Below are 23,929 nucleotides of genomic sequence, written 5' to 3'. Positions count from 1 at the left end.
AGTTGACCCGGGACGGGTGGGCATCAGAGGCTGGCGCCGCCGGGACCGACACCGCGCCGCAGGCCGCACCGGCCGATCCGGTTGCGAAGGTCGAGGCCGCGCCCCTGGCGGAAGCGCCCACCACGGTGGTCGCCGAGCCGCGCAGACGGCCCGCGAGGCGACGTGCCACCAGGACGACGACCGCCCCCGCGGGCGACTGACGCACCCGGCCGCGGGCCGGCGGCACGGTCGGTTTGACCTGCTGTGCCGCCGGACCGTAACCTTGACAGGTCGCTCGTCGCGGCGCTATGTCGTGGCGCGAGGAGTCGCGCGACGGGATCGGGAACGGTTCCGGGGCCCGCGACCCTCGACCGACGCGAGTCGGCGAGCAAGAGAGAACACCGCACACCAGGTGTGGTCGCCCCAGGCGGCCGCACACCCGAGAAGCAAGGGGAAGCCCTCGATGTACGCGATCGTCAAGACCGGCGGCAAGCAGTACAAGGTCGCCGAAGGGGACCACGTCAAGGTCGAGAAGATCGAGGGCGAGGCCGGAACCTCCGTGTCGCTGTCCCCGATCCTCGTGGTCGACGGTTCGGCCGTCACCTCCGACGCCGACGCCCTGGCCAAGGTCACCGTCTCCGGCGAGATCGTCGAGCAGACCAAGGGACCGAAGATCCGGATCCACAAGTTCAAGAACAAGACCGGGTACCACAAGCGTCAGGGCCACCGTCAGAAGCTGACGGTCGTCAAGATCACCGGTATCAAGTAATCCATCTCCGGCCGCTCAGGCCACCAGCTCAGCGCCCTCGGGCGTGCTCCCTGAAGGAGGGACTCGGACATGGCAAGTAAGAAGGGCGCATCCAGCACCCGTAACGGTCGTGACTCCAACGCACAGCGCCTCGGCGTCAAGCGGTTCGGCGGCCAGGAGGTCAACGCCGGTGAGATCCTGGTGCGCCAGCGCGGCACCAAGTTCCACCCGGGCGTCAACGTCGGCCGTGGTGGCGACGACACCCTGTTCGCCCTCTCCGCCGGTGCGGTGGAGTTCGGCACCAAGCGCGGTCGCAAGACCGTGAACATCGTGCCGGCCGGCGCCGAGGCCTGAGCCTCCCAGCCGACCACTTTCATGAACAGCCCTCGGGGGCCGGGCGGGGTCGTCAAGACCTCACACCCGGCCCCCGAGAGTATTTGCACCACCCCGCCCGTCACCACCCGTCACCCGGAGGAGTCCCCACCATGTCGAGATTCATCGACCGCGTAGTGCTCCACCTCGCAGCGGGGGACGGCGGCCGCGGCTGCACCTCGGTGCACCGCGAGAAGTTCAAGCCCCTCGGCGGCCCCGACGGCGGCAACGGCGGGCACGGCGGCGACGTCGTCCTCGTCGTGGACCCCCAGGTCCACACCCTGCTCGACTTCCACTTCCGGCCCCACGCCCGCGCGGGCCGGGGCCAGCCGGGTATGGGCGCCAACCGCAACGGTGCCCAGGGCGCCGACCTCGTGTTGTCGGTGCCGCCCGGCACCGTCGTGCTCGACGAGGACGGCGAGGTGCTGGCCGACCTCACCGGCGTCGGCACCCGCTTCGTCGCCGCCGAGGGTGGCAAGGGCGGTCTGGGCAACGCCGCCCTGGCATCCCGGGCCCGCAAGGCCCCCGGCTTCGCGCTGCTCGGCGAGCCCGGCGAGGTCCGCGATCTCACGCTCGAGCTCAAGTCCATGGCCGACGTCGGACTGGTGGGCTTCCCGTCCGCCGGCAAGTCCTCCCTGGTCTCGGTTCTCTCGGCGGCCAAGCCCAAGATCGCCGACTACCCCTTCACCACCCTGGCACCCAACCTCGGCGTGGTCTCGGTCGGCGACGACACCTTCACCATCGCCGACGTCCCCGGCCTCATCCCCGGGGCCAGCGAGGGCCGGGGCCTGGGTCTGGACTTCCTGCGTCACATCGAGCGCACCGCCGTGCTGGCCCACGTGGTGGACTGCGCGAACCTCGAGTCCGACCGGGACCCGATCTCCGACGTGGACGCCCTCGAGGCCGAGCTCGCCGCCTACCGGTCCGAACTCACCGACGCCGGGATCGGCGACCTGGCAGACCGCCCCCGCGTGGTCGTGCTCAACAAGATCGACGTGCCCGACGCCGCCGACATGGCGGAGATGGTGCGCGAGCACTTCGAGGCCAAGGGGTGGCCGGTCTATGCGATCTCCGCGGTGGCCCACAAGGGGTTGGACGAGCTGCGGTACGGCCTGTACGAGTTGATCAAGGCCCACCGTAAGGCCAACCCGCCCGCCGCGCCCGAGCGGATCGTCATCCGCCCCAAGGCGGTGGACGTCGAGGAGTTCCGCGTCCGCCCGGATCCCGCCGACCGCGGCGCGTTCATCGTCACCGGGGCCAAGCCGGAGCGGTGGATCCGTCAGACCGAGTTCGACAACGACGAGGCCGTGGGCTTCCTCGCCGACCGGCTGGCCCGGATCGGGGTCGAGGAGGCGCTCATCAAGGCCGGCGCCACGGAGGGCTGCACCGTCACCATCGGTGACGTCTCGTTCGAGTGGGAGCCGCAGACCCCGGCCGGCGTCGACCTCATGCGCACCGGGCGTGGGACCGACATCCGGCTGGAGTCCGACGAGCGGATCGGCGCCACCGAGCGCAAGTACCGCAAGCGGGTGCGCCGCGGCCTGATCGACCCGGACGAGGAGATCCTGGAGTGACCACGGAGCGGGAGTTGCGCCGTCGTATCGGCGCGGCCCGCCGCGTGGTGGTTAAGATCGGCTCGTCGGCCATCACCAGTTTCCACGGCGGGATCCGGCGGGCCGAACTCGACGCACTCGCCGACGTCTGCCAGTCGCGGATGGCCGCGGGGTCGGACGTCTTCGTCGTCTCCTCCGGTGCGATCGGCGCCGGCATGGCGCCACTGGGGATGACCACCCGCCCCGGCACCCTGTCCGCGAAGCAGGCCGCGGCCAGCGTCGGACAGCTCGAGCTGGCGCGCGCGTGGGGCGACTCGTTCGCCCGCTTCGACCGGGTGGTGGGCCAGGTGCTGCTCACGGCCGCCGACATCGGGCGGCGGGACAGCGCCGCCAACGCCCAGCGGACCCTCGACCGCCTGCGCACCCTGCACGCGGTGCCGGTGATCAACGAGAACGACACCGTGGCCACCAACGAGATCCGGTTCGGTGACAACGACCGGCTCGCCGCGTTGGTCGCGCACCTCATCAGCGCCGACGCCCTCATCCTGCTCTCGGACGTCGACGCCCTGTACGACTCCGACCCGCGCAAGGGCGGGGCCAGCGCGGTGACCATGGTCGGCGGCGAGGGCGACCTCGACGGCGTGATCGCCGGTGCCGGCGGTGCCCTGGGGACCGGCGGCATGGCCTCCAAGCTCGCCGCCGCCCGTCTGGCCGCGGACGCGGGCATCCCGGTCCTGCTCACGGCCGCGGAGCTGGCGCCGCAGGCCCTCGCCGCCGACCCGACGGTGGGCACGGTCTTCGCGGCCCGGCCCGAGCGGATGACCGCCCGGCGCTTCTGGGTCCGGCACGCCGCGGACGCCCGCGGGGCGGTCCTGCTGGACGACGGAGCGGTCCGAGCGGTGACCGGCTCGCGACGCTCCCTGCTACTGGCCGGGGTGACCGGGGTGGACGGGCTGTTCCACTTCGGCGACGTTATCGAGATGCACGACGTCGACGGCCGGGTGGTCGCCCGCGGGATCGCCCAGTACGACTCGGTCGAGGTCCGCGCCCGGCTGGTCGACCGGGCGGCGGGCGGCACCGGCTCCGGTCAGGGGCGCCCGTTGGTGCACGCCGACGACCTCGTCCCGGTCTGACCAGCGCTGGTCCGACCACCGACCCCGGTCGGCCCGCGCTCAGCCTTCCGTGACGGTCCCCTCGGTGTGGACCGGGGTGACGGTCCCCTCCTCGAGGTTGTAGATCGCGCCGACGATCGCGGTGCGGCCCTCGGTGATCGCGCGGTCGACGGCGGCCGACTTCTGCCGGATCGCGGTGACGGTGTGGCGGACGTTCTCCACCACCACGTCGTCGTACCCGGCGTCCGGGTCGCGCCGCGCCTCGAACACGGCCGGCGAGATCCGCTCGACCACGTCGCGCAGGTACCCGGACGGGGTGGAGTGCGTGTCGATGGCGGTGATCGTGGCGCCCACCGCGCCGCACGAGGTGTGTCCCAGGACCAGGGTCAGCGGGATGTTCAGGGCCTCGATCCCGAACTCGATCGACCCGAGCACCGACGAGTCCACGATGTGGCCGGCGTTGCGGATCACGAACAGGTCGCCGAGCCCCTGGTCGAAGACGACCTCGGCGGGGACGCGGGAGTCCGCGCAGCCGAACACCTGCGCGAACGGATTCTGCTGGCAGGCGAGCTCGGTGCGCCGAGAGGGGTCTTTGTGCTCGTTGAGGTTCTCCCCGGCCACGTAGCGGGCGTTGCCGCGGAGTAGTCGGGCCAGTGCGGTCCCCGGTGTCTTTGCGATCTGCATGGCCCTATTTTGCTCCTCGACGCTCACCCGTGGTGCGGCAGGGCCGCATCTGTCAGCTCGAGGACCTCCACGCAGTCGCCGTCGATCGTCAGGGTGGCCTCGTCGTGCGCGCGGGTGCGGCCGCGGTTGACCACCGCGACGGGCGTGCCGGTGGTCACCGCACGCCGTACGAACCGGTATCCGGAGCGGACGGTCAGGGAGGAGCCGACGACGACGACGAGGTCCGACCCGTCGACGAGCGCGTTGGCCTCCTGCACGCGATGCGCGGGGACGTTCTCGCCGAAGTAGACGATGTCCGGTTTGAGGACTCCCGAGCAGGCCCGACAGTCGACCATGCGGAAGTCGGAGGTCTCGGCCAGGACGGCGTCGGCATCCGGCGCCACCTCGATCGCGCCGCGGGAGGTCACGCGTTCGATGAAGCCGGGGTTGAGGCGTTCGAGCTGTTCGTGCAGCGCCCACCGGCTCTGTCGCAGGCCGCAGTCCAGGCAGATGATCACGGCGTAGGTCCCGTGCAGGTCCACGAGCCGGCGGTTGCCCGCCTTGAGGTGCAACAGGTCCACGTTCTGGGTGATCACCCCGGTGACCAGGCCGCGACGCTCCCAGTCGGCGAGCAGGAGGTGCGCGGCGTTGGGTCGTGCGGCCTCCATGTGCCGCCACCCGAGGTGGTTGCGCGCCCAGTAGTGCCGGCGGAACGTGGGGTCGCCCACGAACTGTTGGAACGTCATTGGGGTCCGGCCGGGCGAATCGGGCCCGCGGTAGTCGGGGATGCCCGACGGGGTCGAGATGCCGGCGCCGGTGAGCACCACCGCCCGTCGGCCCCGGAGGAGTTCGGCGAGTGCGGCCGCGCGGTCGGGGAGGTCCGGGTCCGCCTCCGTGCGCTCGGCCGGCGTCCAGGCGGTTTCGCGGATCCTGACCATCTAGAGGCCCCCGGGCCCCGAGGGGTCGTGCGCGCACACCACGTCGAGGGTGCGGTGGCGACGCCGGGCCAACCCGGCGAGCCTGGCGTGCGTCAGGGACACCGCGCCCGGTTCCAGGGCCAGGGCGCGTTCCAGGACGGGGATCGGCCTCGGCACGCGACCCGTCTGACCGATCTGCCCCTGGTGGTAGAAGGCGTCCCCGGCGTGGAGGAGGTCTTTGTCGTCGTCGTCGTTGCCGTGGACGCGGTCGTGGTCACCGACACCACCGGTGCGGCCGCCGCCGGGTACCAACACCCCGGCGTGACCCACCGCGTGGCCCGGCAGGTCCACCAGCATCATCCCCTCGGCGACATGGTCCAGGGGGTGCGCCCGGAAGCCCTCCCACCGGTCGGTCCCGTAGGAGTACTCGACGAACCGCGGCCCGTGCGACCACTGGGGGCGGCGGTACCGGCGGCGCTCGACGAACCGCGGCGTGCGCACCGCCCACGTCAGCGCCTGGGCGACGACGTGCACCTGCGCCTCCGGGAAGTCGGCGAGTCCCCCGATGTGGTCGACGTCCATGTGGGTCAGCACGATGTGCCGCACGTCCCGCGGATCCAGGCCCAGAGCCCCGATGCGGTGGACGGCGGTCTCGCCGGTGCGCAGCGCCGGGCGCAGCGCGTGGCGCATCGCCCCGAGGCGTCCGGCCGGGTCGGCGATGTCCTGCAACCCGATCCCGGAATCCACCAGCACGAGCCCGTCCGGGGCCTCCACGAGCAGCACGCGCGTCGGAACGAGGCCCCCCATCGTGCCGCAGTTGAGCTGGTGGATCCGCATGGGAGAAACGGTACCGACCGACGGTAGGGTGCGTGGCATGGCCGCAGGTGGAGTGCTCGATCCACGACCGGTGGTACGCGTCGAGCGGCAGCGCGACGGGGGCGTGGACGAGCGGGCCGAGCCCGTGTCGGCCGGGGCGGGGCGGTGGCCGTACTCGATCCCGGCGGTGGCCCAGCTGTTGCGCGAGGGACTCGAACTCGACGACCTCACCGTGCTCGTGGGGGAGAACGGCGCCGGCAAGTCGACGATCGTCGAGGCCGTCGCCATGGCGTACGGGCTCGGCGCCGAGGGCGGGTCGGTCAACGGCCGTGACGTCACCTGGGAGTCGGAGTCCCCGCTGCACGACTCACTGCGGCTGGTCCGGGGCGGGGGCGCGCCGAAGTGGGGTTACTTCCTGCGCGCCGAGACCATGCACGGCATGTTCACCTACCTGCAGACCGCGCAGAAGGAGCAGACCTCCGGGCCCGTGGAGCACTTCCACACGCGCAGCCACGGTGAGGCGTTCTGGGACATCGTCACCACCTCGCGGTTCTCCGGCGGCGGGTTGTTCGTGCTGGACGAGCCCGAGGCCGGACTGTCCTTCGACGCCCAACTCAGACTGGTCGCCCTGCTGCTCGAGCTGGCCGACCGGCGCGGGGCGCAGGTGCTCATGGCCACCCACTCGCCGATCCTCGCTTCGGTGCCCGGCGCCGCGGTGTACGAGCTCTCCGACGCCGGGATGCACCGCACCCGGTGGGAGGATCTGGCGATGGTCGACCACCACCGGCGCTATCTCGACGCGCCGGAACGGTATCTGCGCCACCTGCTGGAGTGACCGGGCACACTGGGGCGCATGAGCCGCTCTGAGTCCCGATCGCACCGCACCACCGGCGAGGCCCGGCCCGTCCACCCCGTCTACCCGGAGTGGCAGCCGCCATCGGCGTCACGGGCGGCCAACACCGGACCGCTTCCCGCGCCGGAGCCGGGCTTCACCCCGGACGTGATCGTCGTGGGGCACGGTCTGTCCGGACTGGTCGCCACCCACGAGGCGACCCGCGCGGGCAAGAAGGTGCTCGTGGTGGACCAGGAGAACGAGAAGAACCTCGGCGGTCAGGCGTTCTGGTCGCTGGGCGGCCTCTTCCTGGTCGACACACCCGAGCAGAAGCGGATCGGGATTTCCGATTCGCTCGAGTTGGCGTGGCGGGACTGGCTCGGCTCCGCCGGCTTCGACCGGCCGGAGGACCACTGGCCGCGGCAGTGGGCGCGTGCCTATGTCGAGTTCGCCGCGGGGGAGAAGCGGCGGTACCTCCACGACCTGGGCCTGCGGATCATCCCCACCGTCGGCTGGGCCGAGCGCGGCGGCGGCGACGTGGCCGGGCACGGCAACTCCGTCCCGCGCTTCCACGTGACCTGGGGGACCGGGCCCGAGGTGGTGCGGGTGTTCGAGGAACCCGTCCTGGAGGCCGCCCGGGCCGGGCTCGTGCGCTTCGCCGTACGTCACCGGGTCGACGAGATCGTGGTCGAGGACGGTCGCGCCGTCGGCGTGCGAGGAGCGACCCTCGTGCCCTGCGACCACGACCGGGGCGTGTCCTCCCCGCGGGAGGAGACCGGGGGGTTCGAGTTCCGCGCCGGGGCGGTGCTCCTCGCCTCCGGCGGTATCGGCGGCAACCCCGACCTCGTTCGTCGGTATTGGCCCGCGGACCGGCTCGGCGAGGCTCCCGATCGCCTGATCCTGGGGGTGCCCGAGCACGTGGACGGCCGGATCCTGGAGATCTCCGCGGTGGCCGGGGCCAACCTCATCAACCGGGACAGGATGTGGCACTACACCGAGGGCGTCGAGCACTACGCGCCCGTGTGGCCCTCGCACGCGATCCGCATCATCCCCGGGCCGTCCACCCTGTGGCTGGACGCGAACGGCGACCGGATGCCGGTACCGCTGTTCCCGGGGTTCCACACCACGGCGTCCATCGAGGCCATCCGCCGCACCGGCCGGGACTACTCCTGGTTCATCCTCGACTCCGCCATCGCCGGCAAGGAGTTCATCCTCTCCGGGTCCGAGCAGAACCCGGAGCTCACGGACAAGAGCATCAAGAAGTTCGCCTCCAAGGCCGGAAGCGGACTGCCGCCGTCGATCGCCGAGTTCGCCGAGAAGGGCGTCGACTGGGTGGTCGCGGACACCCTCGAGGAGATGGTCGCCGGCATGAACTCGCTGCTGCGCGACGGGGAGCCGGAGCTCGACGTGGAGCGGGTGCGCGAGTTCGTCCTGGCGATGGACGGGCAGATGGACAACCCGTTCGCCAAGGACGCCCAGGTGCAGGCCATCCACAACGCCCGGCGCGTCCTCACCGACAAGCTCACCCGGTTGGCCAAGCCGCACCGGCTGCTCAGGGACTCGGGCCAGGGCACGGGCTCGGCGGCCGGCTCCGGTGGCCCGCTCATCGCGGTCAAGGTGCACCTCATGACCCGCAAGACGCTCGGCGGCATCGAGACGACCCTCGACTCCCAGTGCCTGACCCCCGACGGCGAGCCCTTCCCGGGCCTGTACGCGGCGGGCGAGGTCGCCGGCTTCGGCGGCGGCGGCGTGCACGGGTACAACTCGCTGGAGGGGACGTTCCTCGGCGGGTGCATCTTCTCCGGGCTCAAGGCGGGCCGGGCGATGGCGCGGGAGGTCTGATCGGCGCGGGCGGCCGCGAGGAGCGCACGCTCTCCGCGGCGAGGATCGGTATCGCCGGCGCGGCGGTCGTCGGCGTCGCCTTCGGCATGGCGCGGTACGTCTACGGGCTCACCCTGCCCGACATCCGCCGGGACCTCGGTCTGCCGGAGCTGGTGCTCGGGCTCGTCGCCAGCGCCACGTTCGTCGGCTACCTGGCCGGCCTGCTGCTCGCGGGACCCCTGACGGCCCGGCGTGGACCGCGCGCACCGACCACCGTGGGCGGGGTCTGCGGCGCGCTCGGTGCCGCCATCGTGGTGACCGCCCAGTCGCCGTGGCTGCTCGCCGTGGGCGCGGTTCTGGCCGGCAGCGCGGGCGGCTGGGTCTGGGCGCCGTACTCGGACATCGTCACCCGGACGGTGACCGCCCGACAACAGCCCAGGGCGCTGGCGATGATCACCACCGGTACGGGCGTCGGGCTGATCGCCCTGCGGTCGTCTACTTCGCCGTCGTCATCATCTACTTCACCTACGCCTCCGACGTCCTCGACCGCACGGACCTGCCGGAGCTCGCCGTCCCGGTGGCCTACGTCCTGATCGGTGCCAGCGGCCTGACGGCACTGGCGACCGGCGCCATGGCGCAACGGTGGGGCAGTGCCCGGGTCGCGGCGATGTGCTGGTGATCGTCGCGGTCTCGTTGGCGCTGCTGGGTCAGGCGGGGAACTCCCTGGTCGCGACGGTGATCTCCGCCGGCGTCTTCGGTGTGGGGTACATGACCGGTTCGGCGGTCCTCGCCGTGTGGACGGCGGAACTGGCCCCCGATCGCGCGGGGGCGGCGTTCACGGCGTGCCTGGTGGTGGGCGCCGTGAGCTCCGTGATCGCGCCGGCGCTCGCCGGGGCCGTCATACCGTCCCTGGGCCTCGGTGCACTACTGCTCGCCTCCGCCGCGGTCTCGGGGGTCAGCGGTGTCGTGGGGCTCCGGGCCCCCGGAGCCCCACGACGGTCGCCCGCGCCCGCCGAGTGACCACCGGAATGTGCGATTCCGATGTGGGCCGGGTACCGGTCCGCGAGTGTGGCGGGTATGCGGGATGCGCACGAGATCATGGACCTGTTCGACTCCTCGAGGACCTCGCCGGGAATCGAGCGGGTGGGGGACTCGGGCTTCTACGCCGTCCGGTCATGGGACCTGATCGTGGAGGCCGCGAGCAGGGTCGAGGACTTCTCGTCCAACCTCACCGCGACGATGGTGGTGGGCCCCGGTGGGGAGGTGACCGAGTTCCCCGTCGCCGAACTCGGATCCCCCGTCCACGCGCTGGCGACCGCTGACGGGTAGGTGCACCGGGCCCACCGGAGCGTGGTCACGTCGTCCCTCTCCCCGCGCACACTGCGAGCCTGGCGGCCCTTCGTCGACCGCCGACTGCGCGAACTGTGGGCGGACGGCTGGCGAGACGGCGGGATCGACTGGGTGGCGGACATCGCCGAGCGTCTCCCGCCCGCCGTCATCGCGGAACTCATGGGGCTGCCGCCACAGGATGCCGACCGCCTGTGGGAGTGGGCGTTCGCCAGCACGAGGATGTTGGACGGGATGGTCACGGCCGACGAGCTCGACGACTCGCTCCGGTCGGGAGGGGAGCTGGTCGACCACCTCTCGGCCGCTTTGACCGGGGCGGAGGCCGGGCAGGGCGCCTCGGTGCTCGGGGCACTCGCCCGTGAGCTGGAGCGCGGCGAGATCTCCCACGACGCCGCGGTGCAGGTCCTCGTCCAGCTCGTGGCGGCCGGGATCGAATCCACCGTGGGCCACCTGGGCACGCTGGCGTGGCGCCTGGGGCAGCACCCCGAGCACCTCGACACACTCCGGTCGGACCCGGGGCGCCGCTCGCCGTTCATCGAGGAGACCCTCAGAACGGATGCGCCCTTCCGGGGGCACTACCGCCACGTCACCACGGACACCGAACTCGGTGGGACCGCTCTCGCCGCGGGCACCCACCTTTTCCTCCTCTGGGGAAGCGCCAACCGGGACCCCCGCCGGTTCGGTGACCCGGACCGGTTCAGACCGGACCGCGATGAGGGCTCGCACCTGTCGTTCGGGCGCGGCATCCACTTCTGCCTGGGTGCGGCCCTGGCGCGCGTGGAATCCCGCGCCGCACTCGACTTCCTCCTCGATCTCGGCGGGGACCTCGAGATCGACGTATCGCAGACACGATGGCATCAGAGTCTTCTGGTCCGTCGCCTCCGGAGCCTCCGACTCTCCGTGTGAACCGGAGGTCCTCGGCGAACGGGCCCGGCGAGGGCGCTCAGACGTCGCGGGTCACCCCTTCCGTCGGGCCCTCCTCGTCCGCTCCGCGCGCCCCCGCCGCGACGCGCTGTCCTCGCGCTTGTCTGCGCCCCCGCAGCACGCCGAGTTCATAGGTGGCCAGCACGATGAGCCACAGGGCCGTGATGGGGATGACGAACCAGAGCATGGCGGCGCTGAACGGATCCAACGCGTCGTGGTCGGCCGCCTGCAGCACCACGTAGACGACGTACGCGGCGTAGAAGCCGGTGAAGAGCAGTCCCTCCCACCGCTTGATCGCCATACCGGTGAAGGCGATCGGGAGCAGGGCCAGCGAGACGGCGAGCATGATCGGCAGGTCGAAGCGGACGGCCCCGGGGGCGACGTCGATGGGCGAGATGAGCGAGGTCATCCCGAGAACGGCACCGATGTTGAACATGTTGCTACCGACGATGTTGCCGATGGCCAGGTCCCGTTCGCCGCGGATCGCCGCCACCACGCTCGTGGCGAGCTCCGGCAGCGACGTCCCGACCGCCACCACCGTGAGACCGATGACCAGGTCACTCATTCCCCATGCCGACGCGAGATCACTCGCCGCCGCGACGAGTAGTCGCGCGCCGACCACCAGCAGAGCCACACCGACGACCACGAAGACGCTGCTGACCAGAACCGGGTGTGACGACGCGACGCCGGACGACCGCGTCTCGCCGGCACTGGCGCCACCTGCGGCGGCATCACCCGCGCCGTCGACGGCGGCGTCGCCACCACCGGCGCCGTCAGCGACCGGGTCCTCCGGTGCCGCGGCGGCCCGGCCTCCATCCTGCTTGCGCGAGATGACGATCGTCGCCACCACATACGCCACGAGGCCGGCGAACAACAGCAGACCGTCGAGGAAGCTGATCGTGCCGTCGAGTGCCACCAGCAGCGCGACCAGCGAGAACAGCACCATGATGGGGATGTCGACCCGCACGATCCGGGACGTCGCCACCAGCGGGGCAACGATCGCTGTCAGACCCAGGATGAGCAGGATGTTCGCGATGTTGCTGCCCACCACGTTGCCGACGGCCAACCCCGGGTACCCGCTCAGCGCGGCGTCGACGCTCACCGCGAACTCCGGCGCGGAGGTCGCGAAGGCGACGACGGTGAGTCCCACCACCAGCGGGGAGATCCCGAGGGTCGTGGCCAGACCACCGGCGCCTCGCACCAGCACTTCGCCGCCGCCGATGAGCAGGACGAATCCCACCGCGAGGGCGAGCACCGTGAGGGCGCTCATGACGGGTCCGACCGGATCGTGGTGAACCCCGGCCCGGCCGACGGTGACGGTCTCGTTGAATTACCCATGGGTCGATGATCCCGTGCCGGACTCCGGTATGTCGATGCGCGGGCGGCGACCTCCCCGGACATCACACCCAGCCGGACATCACACCCAGCCGCACATCACACCTAGCCGGATGTGGCCACGGCCAGGGGCAGGACGGCGGGGACCCCGGAGGAGCGGAGATGCCGGGCCGCCTCGGTGATCGTCCACCCCGTCCCGAGCAGGTCGGTGACCAGGAGGACGGGGCCCTCGGACGGCGTCGACGGGCCGGAGAACGTGCCCCACAACTGAGCCACGCGGTACGCGGAGTTCTGGGCCGTCACCGCGGGCAGGGCCGGATCGCGGGAGATCTCCCCGAGGTGTTCCATGCGACCCATCTGAGCCAGGGCATGCGCGAGAGTGGTGACCAGCTGCGGGTGCTCGCCGGTGAGGAGGGCGGCCACGCCGGTGGGCCGGTCGGCCCAGCCCCACTCGCGGAGGACGGGAATACACGCGCGGGCGAGCCATTCCGGGGCGTCCTGGTCGGGCTCGGCGAGCAGAGCGCGCAGCTTCTGGCCCAGGCCGAGATCGGTCAGGCGGGCCAGAGCCCGGCCCTCGGCGGGGCCGTCGGCGATCTTGCCCTTGAGCGGGACGTCGAGCTTGGCGAGGCCGGTCGGCCACTGGCGGCGGGGCGGCAGGACCCCGCCGGGCCGTTCGAGGGCGTCGCGGGCGCGGGTCAGGGCGCCGGAGTCGACGTCCGTGGTGCGGCGCTGGCCCGTGCAGTTGTCGCAGCGACCGCAACCGCCGGAGGCCGGGTCGAGGGTGGAGTCGTCGAGCTGGCCGCGGAGGAACTCCATGCGGCAGGACACGGTGCGCTGGTATTCCAACATCGCCTGCTGCTCGGACTGCCGTGCCTCCGCCAGCCCCGCGTACCGCTCGGCGTCGTAGTGCCACGGCCGCCCGGTGGCCACCCAGCCACCCCGGACGCGCTGGACCGCGCCGTCGACGTCGAGGACCTTGAGCACCATCTCGAGCCGGTTGCGGCCGAGGTCGACGGCGGGTTCGAGCGCCTGCGTGCTCTGCGGTCGATCGGGCTCCAGCGCGTCGAGGACCCGCCGCACCACGTCCTCGGGCGGGAACGCCAGGGAGGCGAAGTGGTTCCAGATCGCGCGGTCCTCGGGCCCGGGAAGCAGGACCACCTCGGCGCGGTCGGCGGCACGTCCGGCGCGGCCGATCTGCTGGTAGTACGAGATGGGGGAGGGTGGGGCACCCAGGTGGACCACGAAGCCCAGGTCCGGCTTGTCGAAGCCCATGCCCAGCGCGGAGGTGGCGACCAGGGCCTTGACCTCGTTGTCGAGCAGCGCGCGCTCCAGCTCCTCGCGTTCACCGGCGTCGGTGCGGCCGGTGTAGGAGCTGACCCGGTGCCCGGCCGAGGTGAGTAGTTCGGCCATGTCCTCGGCCGCCGCGACGGTGAGGCTGTAGATGATGCCGCTGCCCGGCAGCGACTCGAGGTTCTCCACGAGCCAGGCGGCGCGCTTCTCCGAGTCGTCGATAGCCACCACCGACAGCCGCAGCGACTCGCGGTCCAGTCCGCCTCGCAGGACGAGGGTGTCCTCCGAGGCGGACTCACCGACCCCGAGCTGCTGCGCGACATCGCGGACCACCCGGTCGTTGGCCGTGGCCGTGGTGGCCAGGACCGGCACGCCGTGGGGCAGATCGGCGAGCAGGGTGCGGATACGCCGGTAGTCCGGCCGGAAGTCGTGACCCCAGTCCGAGACGCAGTGGGCCTCGTCCACCACCACGAGGCCGGCGTCCGCCGCGAGCGCGGGCAGGACCGTGTCCCGGAAGTCGGGGTTGTTGAGACGCTCCGGGCTCACCAGCAGCACGTCGACCTCACCGGCCCGGACCGCCGAGCGGACCTCGTCCCACTCGGTCATGTTGGCCGAGTTGATGGTGGCCGCCCGCACCCCGGCCCGGGCGGCGGCCTCGACCTGGTTCCGCATGAGTGCGAGCAACGGCGAGACGATCACGGTGGGGCCCGACCCCAGCTCGCGGAGCAACCGGGCGGCGATGAAGTACACCGCCGACTTGCCCCAGCCGGTGCGCTGGACCACCAGCGCGCGTCGCCGGTCCGCCACCAGGGCCTCGATGGCGACCCACTGGTCCTCGCGCAGGACGGCGCCCGGGCCGGCGAGGGCGCTGAGCAGTTCGTCGGCGCGGGCCCGGAGGGCGGCCCGGTCCCCGGTGGCCGGGTCGTCGGAAGTGGGACGGTCCGCTGTCGAGGTCATGGGCCCATCGTGCCCCACCGCTCCGACAGCTCACCTGCGGAGCGGAGCCCGGGAGCGTTTACTCGGTCCCGTGACCAGTGGTGGGCAGGGAATCGCGGGGCAGGTCGAGCGGGCGACGGACCGACTGTCGCGGCGGCGGGTCGGGGTCGTGATGGCTGCCGGGCCACCGGGCGGCGTCCACACCGCTGCACGCGGGGACACCGGTCGGGGCGCCACGCCGGACGCCCACACGCTCTTCGAGATCGGCTCCGTCACGAAGGTGTTCACCGCCCTGTTGCTGGCCGACGGTGTCGTCCGGGGGCAGTGGCGCTTGGACACCCCGGTCCGGGACCTGCTCCCCACCGGCACGGACCTGCCGGGTGGCGACGACGACCCGATCACGTTGCAGCACCTCGCGACCCACACCTCCGGGCTCCCCAGGACGCCCGGCCGGCTGGGGCTCCGGGAGAACCTCGCCTACGTGCGCACGGGTGCGGATCCCTATGTGGAGCTCACCGAACCGGACGTCCTCGCCGGACTCCGTGGCCTCCGCCCGCGTCGGCACCCGGGGCAGGGCACGCCGAGGTACTCGAATCTCGGCTTCGGCCTTCTCGGCATCGCGATGACCAGCGCGACCGGGGCCGACTTCGGGGCGCTCGTCCGCGACCGGATCTGCGGACCACTGGGCATGCCCGACACCGTGACCGAGGATCAGATGACCGACGATCAGCGGCGACGAACGGCCCTCGGGCACCGCAGCCGCCGCCGCGGCGCCGAACCGTGGCCGCTGCGCGGCATGCCGGGCGCGGGAGCGCTGCGCTCCACGGCGGCCGACATGACGCGGTTCCTCGCCGCGCATCTCGATCCGTCGACCACCGACCTCGAGGACGCCGTCCGACTCACGCAGGCCACGCCGCCGTCCGGGCCCGAACGGATGGGGCTCGGGTGGCATCGCGCCGGCCCGGGCACCCTGTGGCACAACGGCGGCACCGGCGGGTTCCGGTCGATCACCGTCGTCGACACCGTCGGCCGGACCCTTGCGGTCACCCTCGTCAACCAGACCAGGGGAGCCGATCTGCCCACCTTCCGCCTCCTCCGCGCCATCGGCTCGTGACCACCGCGTTCCGCCGGCCCTGCTGCGGCCGCCCTCGTCGTCGTCGTCCTCCGCGACGCATGTCGCTCCCTGCGGCCATACTGGGCCGCATGGCTCAGACATGGAAGCAGATCGTGGAGGCAGACCCCGAGCACTCCCGGCGGTACGCCCGACGGTGGGACGACATGGTCGCCGAGGGAGTGGACATCGACGGCGAGGCGCGGCTGATCGACGCGATGGCCCCGCGCGGTGCCAGGATCCTCGATGTGGGCTGTGGTCAGGGGCGCACCGGCGCCTACCTGCACTCGCGTGGACACCGCGTCACCGGCGTCGACCTCGACCCGCACCTGATCGAGCGCGCGCGGGAGCTGTGCCCCGAAGCGTCGTGGGAGGTCGCGGACCTGGCCGACGAGGGCTGGCCCCGCGGGCCGTTCGACCTCGCCGTGTCGGCGGGCAACGTCCTGGCCTTCGTCGACCCCGCCAGCCGCGGCGCCGTGCTCACCAACCTCGCCGCCCGCCTCGCCACGGCGGACGAGGGCACCGAGGGGAGGGCCGGCCGCCTGGTCGTGGGCTTCGGGCTCGACCGGGGCTGGACCCGGGAGGAGTTCGACCGCGACGCCGAACGCGCCGGGCTGCGGGTGCAGCAGCGCTGGTCGACGTGGGACCTGCTGCCGTTCGACGGCGACAGCGGCTTCATGGTCACCGTCCTCGTGCGCAGCGACGGGGCCGCCTCGTGAGCTCCGCGGCGTGGACCGTCGACGACCTGCCCGACCTGACCGGGAAGACCATCGTGGTCACGGGCGGCACCAGCGGCATCGGGAAGGAAGCCGCGCGTGAACTCGCGCGCCGGGGCGCCCACGTCGTGCTCCCGTCCATCACCCGCGCCGAGGGGGAGGCGGCGGCCGCGGAGATCGGCGGATCCACCGAGGTCCACGAGCTGGACCTGAGTGACCTGCACGCCGTGCGGGAGTTCGCGAGCTCGTACACGGACCCCGTCGACATCTTGTTGGACAACGCCGGACTGATGAGCAAGACCCGGCGGGAGACCGCCGACGGCTTCGAGCTGCACCTGGGGGTCAACGTCCTCGAGCCCTTCCTGCTCACCGAACTCCTGCTGCCCCGGATCCGGGAGCGGGTGGTGATCACGGCCTCGATGGCCCACGCCAAGGGGCGGCTCGACTTCGCCGACCCCCACTTCCGACAGCGCCCCTACTCGATGGCGGCGGCGTACGCGCAGTCGAAGCTGGCGTGCATGCTCTGGGGCCTCGACCTGCAGAACCGGCTCGCCGCCGCGGGCTCCGCGGTGGACGTGCAGCTCGCCCACCCCGGGTTCGCCGCCACCTCGATCCTCGACCCGACCCCGTTCCCGCCGGTCAATGCCGTGCTCAACCTGCTCGGCCGGCGGATCGTCCCCACGGCGGCCGACGGGGCACGCCCGCTGCTGTACGCGGCGACGGAGGATCTGCCGCCGGCGTCGTACATCGGACCGACGGGTTTCCGACAGATCGCGGGCCCGCCCGGACCCGGTGAGCGATCGGGCCCGGCCGGGGATCCCGATCTGGCCCGCCGATTCCGGGAGTTCGCCGTGCGTGAGACCGGAGCCGTCCCGACGGTCTGACTCGTCCCGGTTCTGACTCGCCGGAAGTGACCCCGCCGGCCGCATCGGTAAGCTGGAACGCATGACAGCCAGCCACCTCGACGCTTCCGACCTCACTGGCCAGACGGACGCCGGCCCCGCCGCGGACCCGACCCGCGACGCCGTCCACGACGCCGCCCGCCGGGCCCGGTCCGCCTCGCGCGAGCTGACCCTGCTCACCGCGGACCGCAAGAACGCACTGCTGCAGGCCGCCGCCGACGCCCTCGTGGTGGCGGAGTCGACGATCCTCGAGGCCAACGCCCGGGACCTCGCCGAGCAGTCCGAGGCCGGGATGGGCGAGGCCATGCTCGACCGGCTGCGGCTCACCGCCGAGCGGATCGAGGGCATCGCCGACGGCCTGCGCCAGGTGGCCGGTCTGGCGGACCCTGTCGGCACCGTCACGCGTGGCTCGACGCGCCCCAACGGATTGCAGTTGCGACAGGTCCGGGTCCCGCTCGGTGTGGTCGGGATGATCTACGAGGGGCGCCCCAATGTCACCGTCGACGCGTTCGGGCTCGCCTTCAAGTCGGGCAACGCAGCACTGCTGCGGGGGTCGCGCTCGGCCCGCAACTCCAACGAGGCGCTGGTCGAGGTGCTGCGAGGGGTCCTCACCGAGCACGGACTGCCCGTGGACGCGGCGCAGCTGATGCCGTCCGAGGACCGGTCGTCGGTCACGCACCTCATTCAGGCGCGCGGCCTGGTCGACGTCGTCATCCCCCGCGGTGGCGCGGGGTTGATCCAGACCGTGGTGGAGAACGCCAAGGTGCCGGCCATCGAGACCGGCACCGGCAACTGCCACCTCTACATCCACGGAGACGCGGACCTCGACGAGGCCATCAGCCTGCTGCTCAACGGGAAGACCCGCCGCTGCAGCGTCTGCAACGCCACCGAGACGGTGCTGCTTGACTCCGCACTCGGCGACGCGGCCGTGGACCGCGTCGTGGGGGCGTTGAAATCGGCCGGCGTCACCGTCCACGGCGACCGTGAGGGCCTCGTCCCCGCCGACGACGTCGACTGGGGCGAGGAGTACCTCAGCATGGACATCGCGCTCAAGGTGGTCGACGGGGTGGACGAGGCGATCGAGCACATCGACCGCTGGTCCTCCGGGCACACCGAGGCCATCTCCACCCGCAGCATCGACGTGGCCGACCGGTTCTGCGCCCGCGTCGACGCGGCGGCGGTGATGGTCAACGCCTCCACCGCCTGGACGGACGGGGAGATGTTCGGCTTCGGCGCCGAGATCGGTATCTCCACCCAGAAACTCCACGCCCGCGGCCCCATGGGGCTCGAGGAACTGACCAGCACGAAGTGGATCGCCCACGGCAAGGGGCACATGCGGCCGTAGAGGCACTCGCGCCCGGGCCACCCGCCGGCCCGCCACCGACGACCCCGAACCGACAAGGACCCACCCGATGGACCGAGCCCGCACCGCCCAGCGACCCGCATTCGAGAGCATCGACCACGTCATCGAGGCCCTCGGCGGACAGGGGTACCTGGCCGACCGATCGACCGCGACGGTGGTCTACCTCGCCGACCGGCTGGGCAAGCCGCTGCTCATCGAGGGCCCGGCCGGTGTCGGCAAGACGGAGCTGTCGAAGGCCGTCGCCGCCGCCACGGAGGCCGAACTCATCCGCCTGCAGTGCTACGAGGGCGTGGACGAGGCCCGTGCGCTCTACGAGTGGAACCACGCCAAGCAGATCCTGCGGATCCAGGCCGGGCAGGGCGAGGGGTGGGACTCCACGCGCGACGACGTGTTCGCCGAGGAGTTCCTGCTGTCCCGCCCGTTGCTTACCGCCATCCGGCGCAGCGAGCCCACCGTCCTGCTCGTCGACGAGGTGGACAAGGCCGACATCGAGATCGAGGGGCTTCTGCTGGAGGTCCTCAGCGACTTCGCGGTGACCATCCCCGAACTCGGGACCATAGAGGCCACCCGACGCCCGTTCGTGGTGCTCACCTCCAACGCGGCCCGCGAGCTGTCCGAGGCGCTCAAGCGACGTTGCCTCTACCTGCACCTCGACTTCCCGACGCCCGAGCTGGAGCGCAAGATCCTCGCCTCCCGGGTGCCGGAACTCGACGACCGGTTGGCCGAGCAGCTCGTACGCGTGGTGGGCGTCCTGCGCGCGATGGCGCTGAAGAAGGTGCCGAGCGTGTCGGAGACGATCGACTGGGGTCGCACCCTCGTGGCGCTGGGCCTGGACACCATCGACGACGAGGTCGTCCTGCAGACGCTCGGCGTGGTGCTCAAGCACCAGTCCGACCAGCTGCGCGCGGCCGCCGAGCTCCGGCTCAACTAGGGCCGTGGGGGACAGGGAGGTGGGTCGAATGACCGAGAGGGCCCCGGGTGGGATGTCCGGCCACCTCGTCGATTTCGTCGACGCACTGCGCCGCAAGGGCATCCCCGTCGGTCCGAGCGAGGCCGTGGACGCCGCCGCGGCGATGGTGCACGTCGACCTGCTCGACCGCGCCGCGCTGCGCGAGGCGCTGGCCTCGACGATCCTGCACAAGTCCACGCACCGTGGGGTGTTCGACCAGCTCTTCGACCTGTGGTTCCCGGCCGCCGTGGGGTCCCACACCGCGGGCGACGCGGTGACGCTCGAGGTGGAGATCCCGACCGACGACGACGGCAAGGTGGATCCGGACGCCCTGAACGAACTCATCGCATCGCTCCTGCTCGAGGACACCGAGGAGTCGCGGGCCAAGGCCCGGGCGTTGGCGGAACTCCTTGTCGAGCAGCTGGGCTCGTACGACTCGGTGAACGGGCCGCGCTACTCCGCCTCCCAGGCACTGAGCCCGCTCGACACCAACTCGATCATGCAGCGGATCCTGGACGGGCTGCTCGGCGCCGACCCCTTCGACCCGGACGGTTCCCAGCGGCACGCCGAGAAGACCGCGGCCGCCAATGCGTCCGCCGACCTGGTCCGCGGCTTCCTGCGGGAGGTCGCCGACGAGACCCGCCGCCGCACCGCCGAGACCGTGGGCCGCGACCGCGTCGCACAGTACGCGGTGGGGCCCGCGGCCGAACAGGTCGACTTCCTGCGGGCCAACGACCAGGACCTGCAGGCACTGCGCCGCAGGGTGGGTCCGCTGGCCAGGCAGCTGGGCAGCCGGCTGGCGGCCCGCCGGCGTCGTCACCGGCACGGTGCGATCGACATGCGCAAGACCATGCGCCGGTCCATGTCCACCGGCGGCGTGCCCGTGGAACTGGTGCTGCGCAAGCCCCGCCCGGCCCGTCCGGAGCTGGTCGTGTTGTGCGACGTGTCCGGCTCGGTGGCCGGGTTCAGCCACTTCACCCTCCAGCTGGTGCACTCGCTCCGGGAGCAGTTCTCCCGGGTACGGGTGTTCGCGTTCGTCGACACCACCGACGAGGTGACCTCGTTCTTCGAGACCGGGTCGGACCTCGGATCCGCGATGAGCCGGATGGTCCGCGAGGCCGAGATCGTCACCTATGACGGTCACTCTGACTACGGCCACGCGCTGGCGGGCTTCGCGGACCGGTACGCCCACACCCTGACCAGGACGGGGTCGCTGCTCATCCTGGGGGACGGCCGCAACAATTACCGGGATCCGTCCGTCGAGGCACTCGAGTTCGTCAGCGAGCGGGTGGGACACACCCACTGGCTCAACCCGGAGCCCAAGCGGCAGTGGGGGACCGGCGATTCGGCGGCCAGGCTGTACTCCCAGTACGTGCCCATGCACGAGTGCCGCAACGTCGAACAGCTCACGACGGTCGTCGCGAGCCTGCTCCCCGTGTGAGTGATAGCGGCGGCGGGGCGCGGCAGACGGCCGGGCGTCACCCCCGACCGATAGACTCACCGACCATGACCACGACGGGGACCACCGACGGCGCTCGGCGCCGCATCGGAGTGATGGGCGGGACCTTCGACCCCATCCATCACGGTCACCTCGTCGCGGCCAGCGAGGTCGCGCACCGGTTCGGTCTCGACGACGTGGTGTTCGTCCCCACGGGCGAGCCGTGGCAGAAGCGGGGCCGGGAGGTGTCCCCGGCCGAGGACCGCTATCTGATGACGGTCATCGCCACGGCCTCCAACCCGCGCTTCTCGGTCAGTCGCGTCGACATCGACCGCGACGGGCCGACCTACACGCTCGACACGCTCAAGGACCTGCTGCGCCAGCACCCGGACACCGATCTGTACTTCATCACGGGCGCCGACGCACTGGAGAAGATCCTCACGTGGCGCGGGTGGGAGGAGATGTTCGACTTCGCCACCTTCGTCGGGGTCTCCCGGCCCGGGTTCGAACTGTCCGACACGCACCTCACCGAGATCAGGGACGGGCGTGTCTACCTGCTCGAGATCCCCGCACTCGCCATCTCGTCCACGGAGTGCCGCCGCCGGGCGGCCGAGGACGCGCCCGTGTGGTACCTCGTGCCGGACGGTGTCGTGCAGTACATCGCGAAACGCAATCTCTACCGACCCGAGGGCTCGACCCGCCTGGACGGCACCCTCGCAGCGACGGCCCCGGTACACCGGGTGCCCGTCCCCACCGAACCCCACCCCGAGGAGAATCCCCAGTGACCGCAAGCCCCGAGGCCCTTGAGATGGCCGCCATCGCGGCCCGCGCCGCCGACGACAAGCTGGCGACCGACATCGTCGTCATCGACGTCTCCGGCCAGCTCATCATCACCGACTGTTTCGTCCTGGCGTCCGCCGACACGGAGCGGCAGGTCAACTCCGTCGTCGACGAGATCGAGGACAAGCTGCGCGAGGCCGGTCACAAGCCGCTGCGTCGCGAGGGCACCCGCGAGGGCCGGTGGGCGCTGCTCGACTACAACGAGTTGGTCGTGCACGTCCAGCACGTCGACGAGCGTGACTACTACTCGCTCGACCGCCTGTGGAAGGACTGCCCGGTCGTCGAGATCGAGGGCGTCGAGACGTCGCGACGGCCCGCTGACGACGCCGGCAACGCCGACGACTCGCTCGCGCCGGAGGAGCCACAGCGGGATCAGGAGCTCTGAACCACCCGGTGACCCGACGTCTCATCCTCCTGCGTCACGGCCAGACGCACTACAACGCCTCGTTGCGGATGCAGGGACAGCTGGACACCGAGCTCAGTGAGCTGGGTATCCGGCAGGCCCATGCCGTCGGCCGCGTGCTGGCACCCCGTCGCCCGTGGACGATCCTGTCCTCGGACCTGCAGCGGGCGCACGAGACGGCGAAGGCGTTGGCCACCGAGGTGGGATTGGACGTCCGCACCGACCCCAGGCTGCGGGAGACGCACCTGGGGAGCTGGCAGGGCATGAGCCACTCCGAGGTCGACGGGCAGTGGCCCGACGCCCGGGTCCGGTGGCGCAGCAGCCCGCGGTGGTCCCCGCCGGAGGGCGAGAGCCGTCTGGACGTGGCGCGGCGGACCCGAGAGGTCGTCGACGAGCTGGTCGAGTCGTCGCCGGATTGGAGCGAGCACCCCGCCGTGATCGTCGCCCACGGCGGCGCGATCGCGGCCCTGACCGCGTCGCTGCTCGAGCTGCCGGTGGAGCAGTACTCGGTGTTCAACGGACTGGGCAACACGTGCTGGGTGCAGCTGTCGGCGCACGTCCGCCCCGAGGGCACGGCCGCGCAGCCTCCCGAGTCCGAGGTCGGCCCCACCACCGAGGCCGCCCGAGGTGTTCTGTGGCGCCTGGACCAGTGGAACGCCGGCATCACGCCTCCGGTGGGCTCGTCATGACGATCCGCCTGGTCACCGACTCGAGTGCCGACCTGCCGGCCGAGTGGGTCCGCGGGTTCGGCATCACGGTGGTGGGTCTGCACGTCGTGGAGGAGAACGACCGCGCGGTGTCCACGGCCGCGGTCACGCCCGACGAACTGGCGGAGATCTACGGAGAACTGCTCGCGGATCCCGACTGCACCGGCGTGGTGTCGGTGCACCTGTCCCGCGAGCTCTCGCGAACGTGGCAGTCGGCGGCCGATGCCGCGACCAGGTTCGGGGGCCGGGTCCTGGTCTCGGACTCCCGCGGAGCGGGCATGGCGTTCGGGGCCGCCGTCGCGCAGTGCGCGTGGGCGGCGGGGAACGGGCTCGGCCTGTCCGCGACCTACGAACTCGCCGAGCGGCTCTGCCGGGGCGCCTCGACGTACGCCGCACTGGAGTCACTCGAGAACCTGCGCAGAGGCGGCCGGATCAGTGCGCTCGCCGCGCTCTTCGGTAGTGCCCTGGCCATGCGCCCGGTGATCGTGTTGCGCAATGGATCGGTGGACCTGGCGGCCAAGGCCCGCACCACCACCAAGGCGCATGCGCGGCTGCGGTCCCTGCTGCGCGACGACGTGGCGCGCGGTGACGTGCTGGTGGTGGTCCACCACCAGCAGGCGCGCGAGCGGGCCGAGGAGATGGCCACCGAGATCCGCAAGGAGACCCAGTTTCCGGAGCGGGTCATGATCGTCGAATTCGACGAGGTCCTCGCCTGGCACCTGGGGCCGGGAACAGTGGGCGTCTCGGTGACGGACCTGGTCGACACCGAATTCCCCATCCTTCCCCCCTCTCCACAGCCGGCGGACTGACGGCCGCGATCGGGGCCACCGCGGAGGATGTGCCGGGCTAGCCTCG

General features: G+C 71.8%; 25 protein-coding genes and 1 pseudogene. 21 read left to right on the top strand and 5 right to left on the bottom strand.

Annotated elements, in window-relative coordinates; genetic code table 11:
* The 5 genes and pseudogenes from Q2K20_RS10950 to proB all read left to right on the top strand — a co-directional run.
* Positions 1–200 (top strand): annotated as a pseudogene (locus tag Q2K20_RS10950) (hypothetical protein); the annotation flags it as partial.
* Positions 201–442: 242 nt separating this feature from the next.
* Entirely contained in the window at positions 443–748 is a 306-nt protein-coding gene (rplU, locus tag Q2K20_RS10945) for a 50S ribosomal protein L21 (RefSeq protein ID WP_067719729.1), read from the top strand.
* A gap of 69 nt (positions 749–817) precedes the next feature.
* The gene (rpmA, locus tag Q2K20_RS10940; RefSeq protein WP_007626965.1) at positions 818–1,081 is read left to right on the top strand and encodes a 50S ribosomal protein L27; all 264 of its coding nucleotides are present in this window, start codon (positions 818–820) and stop codon (positions 1,079–1,081) included.
* A gap of 131 nt (positions 1,082–1,212) precedes the next feature.
* Entirely contained in the window at positions 1,213–2,673 is a 1,461-nt protein-coding gene (obgE, locus tag Q2K20_RS10935; protein ID WP_067719726.1) for a GTPase ObgE, read from the top strand.
* Positions 2,670–3,785: a glutamate 5-kinase gene (proB, locus tag Q2K20_RS10930; protein ID WP_096905781.1), complete on the top strand. Its 1,116-nt coding sequence runs from the start codon at positions 2,670–2,672 to the stop codon at positions 3,783–3,785. Before obgE ends, proB begins: the two co-directional genes overlap by 4 nt.
* A gap of 39 nt (positions 3,786–3,824) precedes the next feature.
* Here the strand turns inward: proB and Q2K20_RS10925 are convergent, their stop codons facing one another.
* The 3 genes from Q2K20_RS10925 to Q2K20_RS10915 are packed head-to-tail and all read right to left on the bottom strand — an operon-like array spanning position 3,825 to position 6,181.
* Positions 3,825–4,448, bottom strand: a complete 624-nt coding sequence (locus Q2K20_RS10925) for a carbonic anhydrase (RefSeq protein WP_096905780.1) — start codon at positions 4,446–4,448, stop codon at positions 3,825–3,827.
* A 23-nt stretch (positions 4,449–4,471) separates the two neighbouring features.
* Positions 4,472–5,365 (bottom strand): Sir2 family NAD-dependent protein deacetylase, encoded by an 894-nt coding sequence (locus tag Q2K20_RS10920; RefSeq protein WP_159148625.1) that lies wholly within the window; start codon positions 5,363–5,365, stop codon positions 4,472–4,474.
* Complete coding sequence (locus Q2K20_RS10915; RefSeq protein ID WP_159148626.1) at positions 5,366–6,181, bottom strand: MBL fold metallo-hydrolase; 816 nt, start codon at positions 6,179–6,181, stop codon at positions 5,366–5,368.
* 37 nt (positions 6,182–6,218) lie between these two features.
* Here Q2K20_RS10915 and Q2K20_RS10910 point away from each other — a divergent pair, with 37 nt between their 5' ends.
* From Q2K20_RS10910 to Q2K20_RS10885, 6 genes are read left to right on the top strand one after another with little or no spacing between them, the layout of a single operon-like run.
* Positions 6,219–6,995 carry an AAA family ATPase gene (locus tag Q2K20_RS10910; RefSeq protein ID WP_083249632.1) on the top strand — a complete coding sequence of 259 codons (777 nt, stop codon included), beginning with the start codon at positions 6,219–6,221 and terminating at the stop codon, positions 6,993–6,995.
* Positions 6,996–7,013: 18 nt separating this feature from the next.
* Complete coding sequence (locus tag Q2K20_RS10905) at positions 7,014–8,834, top strand: FAD-binding dehydrogenase (protein WP_269529100.1); 1,821 nt, start codon at positions 7,014–7,016, stop codon at positions 8,832–8,834.
* Positions 8,783–9,406 carry an MFS transporter gene (locus Q2K20_RS10900; protein WP_269529101.1) on the top strand — a complete coding sequence of 208 codons (624 nt, stop codon included), beginning with the start codon at positions 8,783–8,785 and terminating at the stop codon, positions 9,404–9,406. Before Q2K20_RS10905 ends, Q2K20_RS10900 begins: the two co-directional genes overlap by 52 nt.
* Before the next feature lie 49 nt (positions 9,407–9,455).
* Positions 9,456–9,833: a hypothetical protein gene (locus Q2K20_RS10895; protein ID WP_317176792.1), complete on the top strand. Its 378-nt coding sequence runs from the start codon at positions 9,456–9,458 to the stop codon at positions 9,831–9,833.
* 57 nt (positions 9,834–9,890) lie between these two features.
* On the top strand, positions 9,891–10,142 hold the full coding sequence (locus Q2K20_RS10890; protein WP_269529103.1) for a hypothetical protein: 252 nt from the start codon (positions 9,891–9,893) through the stop codon (positions 10,140–10,142).
* 21 nt (positions 10,143–10,163) lie between these two features.
* Positions 10,164–11,066 carry a cytochrome P450 gene (locus Q2K20_RS10885; protein ID WP_269529104.1) on the top strand — a complete coding sequence of 301 codons (903 nt, stop codon included), beginning with the start codon at positions 10,164–10,166 and terminating at the stop codon, positions 11,064–11,066.
* 37 nt (positions 11,067–11,103) lie between these two features.
* Here the strand turns inward: Q2K20_RS10885 and Q2K20_RS10880 are convergent, their stop codons facing one another.
* Together Q2K20_RS10880 and Q2K20_RS10875 are read right to left on the bottom strand one after the other, a co-directional pair.
* Positions 11,104–12,354, bottom strand: a complete 1,251-nt coding sequence (locus Q2K20_RS10880; protein ID WP_269529105.1) for a calcium/sodium antiporter — start codon at positions 12,352–12,354, stop codon at positions 11,104–11,106.
* A 170-nt stretch (positions 12,355–12,524) separates the two neighbouring features.
* A complete protein-coding gene (locus Q2K20_RS10875; RefSeq protein WP_268099483.1) occupies positions 12,525–14,666 on the bottom strand; it encodes a RecQ family ATP-dependent DNA helicase in 2,142 nt (713 codons plus the stop codon).
* 70 nt (positions 14,667–14,736) lie between these two features.
* Between Q2K20_RS10875 and Q2K20_RS10870 the strand changes: the two genes are divergently transcribed.
* The 10 genes from Q2K20_RS10870 (at position 14,737) to Q2K20_RS10825 (ending at position 23,883) form a co-directional block, all read left to right on the top strand.
* On the top strand, positions 14,737–15,759 hold the full coding sequence (locus tag Q2K20_RS10870) for a serine hydrolase domain-containing protein (RefSeq protein WP_181694351.1): 1,023 nt from the start codon (positions 14,737–14,739) through the stop codon (positions 15,757–15,759).
* 89 nt (positions 15,760–15,848) lie between these two features.
* Entirely contained in the window at positions 15,849–16,475 is a 627-nt protein-coding gene (locus tag Q2K20_RS10865) for a class I SAM-dependent methyltransferase (RefSeq protein WP_069388932.1), read from the top strand.
* On the top strand, positions 16,472–17,356 hold the full coding sequence (locus Q2K20_RS10860; RefSeq protein WP_069388927.1) for an SDR family NAD(P)-dependent oxidoreductase: 885 nt from the start codon (positions 16,472–16,474) through the stop codon (positions 17,354–17,356). Before Q2K20_RS10865 ends, Q2K20_RS10860 begins: the two co-directional genes overlap by 4 nt.
* 61 nt (positions 17,357–17,417) lie before the next feature.
* Positions 17,418–18,719 (top strand): glutamate-5-semialdehyde dehydrogenase, encoded by a 1,302-nt coding sequence (locus Q2K20_RS10855; protein WP_269529106.1) that lies wholly within the window; start codon positions 17,418–17,420, stop codon positions 18,717–18,719.
* Positions 18,720–18,786: 67 nt separating this feature from the next.
* The gene (locus tag Q2K20_RS10850; protein ID WP_067719692.1) at positions 18,787–19,668 is read left to right on the top strand and encodes an AAA family ATPase; all 882 of its coding nucleotides are present in this window, start codon (positions 18,787–18,789) and stop codon (positions 19,666–19,668) included.
* 28 nt (positions 19,669–19,696) lie between these two features.
* Entirely contained in the window at positions 19,697–21,127 is a 1,431-nt protein-coding gene (locus tag Q2K20_RS10845) for a vWA domain-containing protein (protein ID WP_069389022.1), read from the top strand.
* A 65-nt stretch (positions 21,128–21,192) separates the two neighbouring features.
* Positions 21,193–21,909, top strand: coding sequence for a nicotinate-nucleotide adenylyltransferase (gene nadD, locus Q2K20_RS10840; RefSeq protein WP_069389021.1), 717 nt, complete (start codon positions 21,193–21,195; stop codon positions 21,907–21,909).
* On the top strand, positions 21,906–22,349 hold the full coding sequence (gene rsfS, locus Q2K20_RS10835) for a ribosome silencing factor (RefSeq protein ID WP_067719684.1): 444 nt from the start codon (positions 21,906–21,908) through the stop codon (positions 22,347–22,349). Before nadD ends, rsfS begins: the two co-directional genes overlap by 4 nt.
* Before the next feature lie 8 nt (positions 22,350–22,357).
* On the top strand, positions 22,358–23,056 hold the full coding sequence (locus Q2K20_RS10830; RefSeq protein ID WP_069389019.1) for a histidine phosphatase family protein: 699 nt from the start codon (positions 22,358–22,360) through the stop codon (positions 23,054–23,056).
* Positions 23,053–23,883, top strand: coding sequence for a DegV family protein (locus Q2K20_RS10825; protein WP_069389018.1), 831 nt, complete (start codon positions 23,053–23,055; stop codon positions 23,881–23,883). Before Q2K20_RS10830 ends, Q2K20_RS10825 begins: the two co-directional genes overlap by 4 nt.
* Positions 23,884–23,929 lie beyond the last annotated feature (46 nt).

The organism is Dietzia sp. IN118 (assembly GCF_032905965.1).
Taxonomy (GTDB): Bacteria; Actinomycetota; Actinomycetes; order Mycobacteriales; family Mycobacteriaceae; genus Dietzia; species Dietzia kunjamensis.
Note: the sequence above shows the minus strand (reverse complement) of the source record. Positions and strands in the feature narration are given on the sequence as shown.

Coding starts and splice junctions, on each gene's coding strand:
- rplU (WP_067719729.1), top strand. CDS start 443: ATGTACGCGATCGTCAAGACCGGCGGCAAGCAGTACAAGGTCGCCGAA.
- rpmA (WP_007626965.1), top strand. CDS start 818: ATGGCAAGTAAGAAGGGCGCATCCAGCACCCGTAACGGTCGTGACTCC.
- obgE (WP_067719726.1), top strand. CDS start 1,213: ATGTCGAGATTCATCGACCGCGTAGTGCTCCACCTCGCAGCGGGGGAC.
- Q2K20_RS10925 (WP_096905780.1), bottom strand. CDS start 4,448: ATGCAGATCGCAAAGACACCGGGGACCGCACTGGCCCGACTACTCCGC.
- Q2K20_RS10920 (WP_159148625.1), bottom strand. CDS start 5,365: ATGGTCAGGATCCGCGAAACCGCCTGGACGCCGGCCGAGCGCACGGAG.
- Q2K20_RS10915 (WP_159148626.1), bottom strand. CDS start 6,181: ATGCGGATCCACCAGCTCAACTGCGGCACGATGGGGGGCCTCGTTCCG.
- Q2K20_RS10910 (WP_083249632.1), top strand. CDS start 6,219: ATGGCCGCAGGTGGAGTGCTCGATCCACGACCGGTGGTACGCGTCGAG.
- Q2K20_RS10905 (WP_269529100.1), top strand. CDS start 7,014: ATGAGCCGCTCTGAGTCCCGATCGCACCGCACCACCGGCGAGGCCCGG.
- Q2K20_RS10890 (WP_269529103.1), top strand. CDS start 9,891: ATGCGGGATGCGCACGAGATCATGGACCTGTTCGACTCCTCGAGGACC.
- Q2K20_RS10880 (WP_269529105.1), bottom strand. CDS start 12,354: ATGAGCGCCCTCACGGTGCTCGCCCTCGCGGTGGGATTCGTCCTGCTC.
- Q2K20_RS10875 (WP_268099483.1), bottom strand. CDS start 14,666: ATGACCTCGACAGCGGACCGTCCCACTTCCGACGACCCGGCCACCGGG.
- Q2K20_RS10865 (WP_069388932.1), top strand. CDS start 15,849: ATGGCTCAGACATGGAAGCAGATCGTGGAGGCAGACCCCGAGCACTCC.
- Q2K20_RS10855 (WP_269529106.1), top strand. CDS start 17,418: ATGACAGCCAGCCACCTCGACGCTTCCGACCTCACTGGCCAGACGGAC.
- Q2K20_RS10850 (WP_067719692.1), top strand. CDS start 18,787: ATGGACCGAGCCCGCACCGCCCAGCGACCCGCATTCGAGAGCATCGAC.
- Q2K20_RS10845 (WP_069389022.1), top strand. CDS start 19,697: ATGACCGAGAGGGCCCCGGGTGGGATGTCCGGCCACCTCGTCGATTTC.
- nadD (WP_069389021.1), top strand. CDS start 21,193: ATGACCACGACGGGGACCACCGACGGCGCTCGGCGCCGCATCGGAGTG.
- Q2K20_RS10825 (WP_069389018.1), top strand. CDS start 23,053: ATGACGATCCGCCTGGTCACCGACTCGAGTGCCGACCTGCCGGCCGAG.